Source organism: Aeromicrobium sp., assembly GCF_014378035.1.
GTDB lineage: Bacteria > Actinomycetota > Actinomycetes > Propionibacteriales > Nocardioidaceae > Aeromicrobium.
In genome coordinates this window covers 23,006-29,005 of the sequence record NZ_JACMOM010000054.1, presented here as the reverse complement: position 1 = coordinate 29,005, position 6,000 = coordinate 23,006, and the positions used below count along the sequence as shown (strand labels likewise).

The window sequence follows — 6,000 nt, the reverse complement described above, 5'->3', positions numbered from 1 at the left end:
TTCGCCGGGTCCTGGAATCTCTACATCGCCACGACCTACGACCGCGGCCTGACCTGGAACACCGTGCAGGCCACGCCGGACAGCGACCCGGTCCAGAAGGGCTGCATCTCGCTCGGTGGTGGCAGCAACGTGTGCCGCAACCTGCTCGACTTCATGGGCAGCACGGTCGACAAGCAGGGTCGGGTGCTGATCGGCTACGCCGACGGCTGCGACGACAGCTGCGCCGCCGGCGGCAAGAACAACCACGGCTCGCACGCCTCGATCGCCCGACAGAGCTCCGGCGACGGGCTGTTCGCCGCTGCGGGCACCACCCCCGTGACGCCGGTCAGCGCGTCGCCATCGGCCTCGACATCTGCCTCGACCACGTCAACGACCGCGACGGTCGCCAACGGCAAGGGCATCGCGCTCAGCTGGGTCTCGCCGTCGTCCAACGGAGGGTCCGCGATCACCGGCTACCGCGTGTACCGCGATGGCGTCCCGCTCACCACGGTCAGCAGGACGACTTACAGGGACACGTCGACGACGTCTGGGACGGCGTACTCCCACGCCGTCAGCGCGGTGAACGCCGTCGGCGAGAGCGCGAATAGCAGCACCGCGACGGCGACCGCGAAGTAGGCCGTCGGGGGGGCACATGGCTTACCAGGGCCGTGACGGTGAGCTCACCCGTGAGACGCGGGGTGCATGGCAGAGGTCTCTATACGTGCGCTCCCTAAGGCCGGCGGACACGTCCTCGACCGGGTGATGTCCAGTGAGCACGTCGTCATCACCCGCGACGGCCAGCCGATCGCGGAGCTGCGGCAGCTCACCCCGGCAGGGCTGAGCGCTGAGCAGCTCCTCCAGCGCTGACGGCACCTGCCCCGCATGGACCCGCGGACCACCCGGGCCGACGTGGACACCTCGGTGGGAGAGCCGAGGCGGACTTCGTGCCACCACCACCACCACCACCACGGCCGGTCTCAGACCGGCGGGGTTCTGCCTCACCTACTGGGCGTCATCAACGAACGTGACGCCGCCGTCCTCACCAAGCACGGCCACCTACAGCGATCAAGGACAAGGCATGGACACCGATCCCGTACTGGCCTTCTCACACCGGCCGGCGCGAGCTGAGTCGCCGGTCCGGGGCTGTGGCGCTGTGAGATCCGCGCCCGGCTTGACGGCTTCTGCGCCCTCGCCGATGAAGCCGACGTCCTTGAGGTCAGACGCAACCGCATCGTCGGCTAAGCCCTAGACGAGTGGATGACGGCCCAGCTTGCTGTCGCGGCGCTGCGCACCGCCGTCGCCAGGCGGCAGCCGAAGGGCGTTGTGGTGGTTCACAGCGACCGCGGCTCACAATTTCGGGCAAGATCATTTCGCGCGATCCTGACCGCCGCCGGTCTGTAGGGGTCCATGGGTCCGTCGCTTCCGCCGGTGACAACGCCGCGATGGAGTCCTGGCACGGGCTGCTGCAGAAGAACGTTCTGGACCGCCGCCGCTGGCGCACCCGCGAAGAGCTCCACGACGCAATCGTGTTCTGGACCGGGCACACCAACAGCCGCCGCCGACGGCAGCGAGCGCTCGACAAGCTCACCCCGGTCGAGTTCGAGCTCGCTTTCACCAATCAGACCGCAGCTGCTGCGGCATGATCACCATTCACCCGGTGTCAACCGAACCTGCAGCAGTCCCGAGCGCTACTCGCCGCAGCGGTGCCCCGACTGCGCACGACCGTGCCGACGGCCGACCGACACGTCCAGCAAGAACTTGCAGGCATCGGAACCCAACGCACTAAGGCCAAGTCTCCACAGATTCAGGGGGTAACTCACGTTCACAGTGGAACGAATAGGGGGCCCGCAGCGGAGTCAGGCACCACCGATGACAGGACCCAACGCCGCCGCGCCGACCAGCACGACTCCGAGCACCACAAACGCCGTACCAAGGATCAGGGGCCCGTGCGATCGGTCAGCTGCCGGCAGCAACGCGGCTTCGCCGGACCCTCGAACTCGCTGAGATAGGCAGCTGGGGCAACGGCTTACGCCTTGGGGTCGCGACCAGAGCGGCCGCTCCCGACCGAGTCGCGCCGACGTCCGGCGGATCACACGACGTAGAACCAGGCCGGCCAAACTCAGTCGGCGGTCAACGACGCTCCGCCAGGCCTTACCGCACGCCTCGCAACGGAGGACCGCGCTCAGGTCATCCTCGACACGCCGCAGGCGGGACAGTGACGCACGCAGCGCGCGTGCGACGAGGCTGAGAAGGATCAGGCCGACCAGGGCAAGAAGCAACACCGCGGCCGCAACCAACCCGTACGACAAAACTTGAGTTGGCACTGCATCAGTGTGCCGCATATGTCGTGTGTGGTGGTCTCTTCGTCATCCTGCAACGACCCCATGAGGTCGAACGCTTCCAGTACTTCCATGATTTCTCCTGCAGACTTGTCGTGTTCCTCCTCGACGGAGCGGGCCCATCACCACCGCGAGCCCACTCCGGGAGGAACCCGAACCGGAACTTCGTCATGAAGGGTGGTCGGGCTCGATCGACACGGTGTTGCGGCTGGGCCTGAGGTACGGCCTGGGCGTGCCGCGCCATGATTTCTGGCAGAGGTCGGAGCTTGTCCGTCCCTGAGAGGTAATCATGGCTCGCCCGACTGCGCTGCCGGTCGAGGAGAAGGTCCGCGTCGTGCTGGCGGTACTGGCCGGGGAGCTCACGACTGCGGTAGCGGCCCGGCAGGCAAAGGTGTCCGAGCAGTCGATCTCGAACTGGAAGCGTGAGTTCATCGAGAGCGGCCGCTTGGGCCTGGCCGCCGGGACCGGCAAGCCCTCGACTCGCGAGCAGCAGTTCGAGGCGCAGGTCGCCGACCTGACCTCCGCGCTCAGGGGGGCCGCGGTCGAGCTCAGGGTCTGGAAGAAGTCCGCGGGGGGCCGCGTGGGCCCTTCGAGGACCTCGAGGTGATCCGCGTCGAGGCGGGCATGTCGACCACTAGGTTCTGCCAGCTCATCGACATGCCCGAGCGCACCTGGCGCCGCTGGCAGGCCCGCGCCGGTGCTGGCGAGCCGACCCGTGGGCCGTGGCCGCAGCCCGTGTAGGCCGTCGTGGTCACCCACGCCAAGGCGCACCTGGCGTGGGGGCACCGCAAGGTCTGGGCGATGACGTGCTACGACGGGCATCAGGTCTCGCTTGCGACGGTGCTGCGGATCGTGCTGCGCCGCGGGCTGCTGCTGAGCGCGGACTACCAGCGCGAATAGCGCCAGCTCGCCCGCCGCCCGTCGCGCGGCCTTGGTCGATCCGCCGACAGACCGAACCAGGCCTGGCAGCTGGACTTCTCGGAGTTCGAGACCGTCGCCGGCGGAACCTGTCGGATCGCCGCGTACACCGACTACTGGAACAAGTACGAGCTCGGGTGGCACCTGTCGTTCACGGCAAACCAGCACGACGCCCTCGCCGCTGTCGATTTCGCCATCGCCGAGGCCGAGCGGCTCGCCGGCCAACCGCTGCTCGAGGCGCTCACCGACCCTGACACGGGCGAGATCAGGCCCGTCACCATCGTCACCGACAACGGCGGGCCGTTCCGCTCCGCCCGCTTCGCCGCCACCATCGACAGCCGCACCAAGCTGCACCATGTCCGGAGCCGTGTGCGCACTCCCGGCCAGAACGGGGTGCGCGCACGCGGCTTTGAGTCACTGAAGTACGAGCGGCTCTACCGCGAGCACATCACCGACGGCCTGGTGATTGCCGAGCACGCCGAGCATTACCGCGTCGAGTTAAACACCGTCCGGCCCCACGAGGCCCTGTCCTGGAACCGGCCCGCCAACGTCCACCAAGGGCTCGCCGACCCGGTGACCCCCAATTTCGACCGGCCCGAACTTCTGCCGTCTACTTGACGGGGGACATTATGAGCAACGGCCCGACCGAGGCCACCAACGCCCTGATCAAGAAGGTCAAGCGGGCTGGACACGGTTTCCGCAACTTCGACAACTACCGACTTCGGCTGTTGCTCACCGTCGGTCTGGACTGGCGAACGGTGCACTGGCTTGCTGCGCCTGCCAGTGCGATGAGAGGCCGCTCACGACGCTTGGTGGCGTCGAGCCCCCAAACCACCGAGGGCGGCCGGGCAACGCAGTCCTGTCGGGCAGATCTCATGGGCTCCAGCGGGCGGAACTCGTGATCGCCTCGGGGGAGGATCCCACGGTCGCTGTGACTGTTGCTACCCCGGACTGCCCATCGCGGGGTGTGAGGCCCAAGCTGTGGGTGTCCATCCTTGGGCTTCAAGTCTCACTCTGAGATGTGAGGCTCTCGTGAGTCGCAAACCCTTTCCTAAACATCGTTCTTGTCCGATGATGGAAGCGTGACTGCGAAGAGTGCCCAGAACCTGCTACCTGCGACGGTCGATGTGCGTTTCACCCGGGGCCGTGAGTGGCGTCGGGCCTGGCCGTTCGAGCGTGGCCTTGACCTAGCTGCGGGTCTGGCCGCGGTTCTGGTCCTTCTGCCCTTGATGGGATTGTCTTCTATTATGCTCCGGAGACATAACCGCGCTGCCGCCCTGGCCGCGGTCTGATTCTGGACAATTCACTGTGGCCCGAGCGCCTCAGTTGTTCCGATGTCGGCTGTCGGCTCGGGTCTCCGGGGGGTAGGCCTCAGCGCGTTGATGCCGTAGCTGGCGTAATAGTCTTGGGACTCGCTCGGCGGTATCCCGTTGAGGACGTAGCCAAGGATTCGCCCACCTACGCTTTCGAGGCGTCGCGTTGCCTCGACCGCTGCCGTCCGTGATGTCTTGCCATAGCGGGCGACCGTGATGACGCCGTCCACGAGGGCAGACAAGACGACCGGGTCTGTCACCGGGAGCACCGGCGGGCCATCAATGATGATCAAGTGGTAACGCTTGACGAGATCGTCGAGAAGGCCGACCATTGATTCCGACCCGAGCAACTCCGCGACGTTCGGGGGGCAGACGCCGGCTGGGAGGACATCGAGCCGCTCTCCCCAACTGACGATCGATTCGTCCAACTCCGACGCCCTCACCAGCAAAGTTGACACGCCGACGGCCCGTTCCAGGCCGAAGCGCTCCGTGAGGCCAGCGCGGCGTAGGTCTCCATCTACGAGGAGCACCTTGTCGCCGCCACTGGCAATACTGATAGCTAGGTTTGAAGCAATCGTCGTTTTCCCGTCGGACGGTGTGGGGCTGGTGACCAGCAGAACGCGGAGCGGGTGATCCGGTTCGAGGAACCTCAACGACGTGCGGATAGCGCGGACCGCTTCCGCTTCCACGCTGTGCGGTTCGGTGGCGCAGATCAGCCCCAGCCCATTGCGTCGTCTGGGGACCACTCCTAGCAGGGGGGCACCGAAGGTGGTGGCCCCCTGAGCAGGCAGTTTGATGCTCCGGTCCAGTGCCTCCAACGCTATGACCGCGGCGACCCCGGCCAAGAGCCCGAGGATGATTCCGACCACGGCATCGCGACGGGGCTGTGGGGTCACCGGTCCAGTCGGCACGGAGGCGCGGTCCAGGATCTGAGACTCCACAGGCTGGGACTTTCCTGCCTCGAAAACCGCCACCTGCGCACCGAGCGCCAAGGCCGCAGCATCGGCCACAGTTGCGGCCTGGACGGGGTCGGGGTCCACGGCGGTGATGTCGATGAGAAGGGTGTTCGGGACCGCGACGGCTGTCAATCTGCCGCGGATCGTTCCGGCGGCCCCCGGAAGCCCAATGGAGGTTGCAACCCGCTGCGCCACTTGCCGCGACGTGGCCACCTGGGTGTACGTGCCGATCAGCGTCCGTGTCAGCTGGGCTCCGGCCAAGGCGTCCTGGATCTCACGACCGGCCGGGATCGAGATCACAGACCTGGAGGAGGCGGCGTACAGCTTGGGAGAGGTGACGCTGTGGAACACGCCCCCGCCAATGCCGGCCAGGAGGCACAGCATCAGGACGAGCCGTCGGCGCCGGACGAGAGTCACGAGATCCGGTAAATTCATCTACGAACTGTAGCCACGCAGTGGGTTGCCTTGGGTCGAGAACACCCGAAGATCTCTCAG

At 66.7% G+C, this 6,000-nt stretch carries 6 protein-coding genes and 2 pseudogenes; 7 read left to right on the top strand and 1 reads right to left on the bottom strand.

Annotated features, from left to right (window positions below):
• The 7 genes and pseudogenes from H7290_RS03090 to H7290_RS03060 form a co-directional block, all read left to right on the top strand.
• Positions 1–615 (top strand): fibronectin type III domain-containing protein (locus H7290_RS03090; RefSeq protein WP_290512547.1); only part of this gene is annotated, 615 nt, incomplete at its 5' end.
• A gap of 66 nt (positions 616–681) precedes the next feature.
• Positions 682–846: a hypothetical protein gene (locus H7290_RS03085; protein WP_290512546.1), complete on the top strand. Its 165-nt coding sequence runs from the start codon at positions 682–684 to the stop codon at positions 844–846.
• A 357-nt stretch (positions 847–1,203) separates the two neighbouring features.
• Positions 1,204–1,622 (top strand): annotated as a pseudogene (locus H7290_RS03080) (DDE-type integrase/transposase/recombinase); the annotation flags it as partial.
• A gap of 985 nt (positions 1,623–2,607) precedes the next feature.
• Positions 2,608–2,925, top strand: a complete 318-nt coding sequence (locus H7290_RS03075) for a helix-turn-helix domain-containing protein (protein WP_290512545.1) — start codon at positions 2,608–2,610, stop codon at positions 2,923–2,925.
• The gene (locus H7290_RS03070) at positions 2,922–3,059 is read left to right on the top strand and encodes a hypothetical protein (protein ID WP_290512544.1); all 138 of its coding nucleotides are present in this window, start codon (positions 2,922–2,924) and stop codon (positions 3,057–3,059) included. The genes H7290_RS03075 and H7290_RS03070 overlap by 4 nt, the downstream gene beginning before the upstream one ends.
• Positions 3,060–3,275: 216 nt before the next feature.
• Positions 3,276–3,854: pseudogene (locus tag H7290_RS03065) on the top strand (DDE-type integrase/transposase/recombinase); the annotation flags it as partial.
• An 11-nt stretch (positions 3,855–3,865) separates the two neighbouring features.
• Positions 3,866–4,138, top strand: a complete 273-nt coding sequence (locus tag H7290_RS03060) for a transposase (protein WP_290512543.1) — start codon at positions 3,866–3,868, stop codon at positions 4,136–4,138.
• Positions 4,139–4,539: 401 nt separating this feature from the next.
• Here the strand turns inward: H7290_RS03060 and H7290_RS03055 are convergent, their stop codons facing one another.
• A complete protein-coding gene (locus H7290_RS03055) occupies positions 4,540–5,922 on the bottom strand; it encodes a polysaccharide biosynthesis tyrosine autokinase (RefSeq protein WP_290512542.1) in 1,383 nt (460 codons plus the stop codon).
• Positions 5,923–6,000 lie beyond the last annotated feature (78 nt).

What these genes read in the sequence shown, in the direction of transcription:
- H7290_RS03085 (WP_290512546.1), top strand. Translation starts at nt 682, where the DNA reads ATGGCAGAGGTCTCTATACGTGCGCTCCCTAAGGCCGGCGGACACGTC.
- H7290_RS03075 (WP_290512545.1), top strand. Translation starts at nt 2,608, where the DNA reads ATGGCTCGCCCGACTGCGCTGCCGGTCGAGGAGAAGGTCCGCGTCGTG.
- H7290_RS03060 (WP_290512543.1), top strand. Translation starts at nt 3,866, where the DNA reads ATGAGCAACGGCCCGACCGAGGCCACCAACGCCCTGATCAAGAAGGTC.